At 37.7% G+C, this 1,187-nt stretch carries 2 protein-coding genes; both read right to left on the bottom strand.

What is annotated here, in order from left to right:
* Positions 1–80: 80 nt before the first annotated feature.
* The gene (locus QTN94_RS19955; RefSeq protein WP_331428644.1) at positions 81–596 is read right to left on the bottom strand and encodes a hypothetical protein; all 516 of its coding nucleotides are present in this window, start codon (positions 594–596) and stop codon (positions 81–83) included.
* 32 nt (positions 597–628) lie between these two features.
* Positions 629–1,048 (bottom strand): hypothetical protein, encoded by a 420-nt coding sequence (locus tag QTN94_RS19950; RefSeq protein WP_331428643.1) that lies wholly within the window; start codon positions 1,046–1,048, stop codon positions 629–631.
* Positions 1,049–1,187 lie beyond the last annotated feature (139 nt).

The following is a 1,187-nucleotide window of genomic DNA, read 5'->3' as shown; positions in this document are numbered from 1 at the left end:
GAAAAAACAGCACGCCTAAAATAACGCAAAAAATAAATATTCCATCGGAGATATTCATATATCTCCAAACTTTCACTTTATTAATCATCATCGTTATCGCCACTTAAAAAGTTACCAGAAAAATAGCTAACAACACTTTCTGATGTATCTTGGACTCGCTTCGGTAGATTAAGCAATCTCAAACGATATGCAGTACCCATCCCCATTGCATAAGCCCACGCGGGGTCAAAATTACCTTCAAACACACCAGAATAGGCAACATCAGCTAAAACCGTTCTTTGCAAAAGAGCTAAGTAAGGATTAGCAATTAAAGCAATGCCTATCGCCTGCATCACATCCGAACGTTTATCTTGTGTCGCTGCCTCGATGTAATCCTGAAAGGCATCATCTTCCATGTCGATGTGGGCATTTCTCATTAGACATTCAGGCGTGGCGCAACTCGCTTTAAAGCGAACGTTAAACGATTCATTATTCACCACTAGATTACGTCGATAGCTGCCGCCGTGAGAGAAATTACCTACCGTTTCTGTGCGGCGTGATAAGCGATTTTCTTCGAGCTTTTTAAGCGTGCCACCCCCATCAATAAAGCTTTTCATCTTGAAGCATATAGTCAACCGAGTTCACAGCTTTAATCACATGTTTCCGGTGGAAGAACGTACGTTCTGCTTGAGTATTTCAATGTAAATTCTCGTTCAGATGTACACTCGATATAGCCTTGTTCATCAAGTTCTTTCTTTGTGACGGTTGTCATTACCCATCCAACTATAAAGCTAATTACAACCATTATGGATAGGATTATGATGATGATTTTAGGCATCCATCTTAGAGACTTACCTGTGATAAGAGCAATGATTGTGAATGTTGTTAGTATTAAAGTGCTGCTAAATGATGCGAATAATGAAGCGTTGTTTAAGGCGCTATAAATCGTAACGATATTTTCATAAGCAGTTAAGTTATTGATTACTTTTAGTAAAAAGTAGCTAAATACTGCTAGAAATAGAGAGAAGAAAGTGAGATATAGAAATACTTTGAAGCGACTAATTTTCATCAATCAATCTCTCAATTTCTTTTTTCATTGGTTCCGTCCAAAAACTAAGTTGGTAAATAGTCGAATTTTCCTCACTTTGGAATCTAACCTCATTTACTGCTTTTAGGAGTCTTTATTGTTGAGATAGAGCAGTTACATC

Source organism: Vibrio sp. M250220, assembly GCF_036533795.1.
In the GTDB taxonomy this organism is placed as follows: domain Bacteria; phylum Pseudomonadota; class Gammaproteobacteria; order Enterobacterales; family Vibrionaceae; genus Vibrio.
Note: the sequence above shows the minus strand (reverse complement) of the source record. Positions and strands in the feature narration are given on the sequence as shown.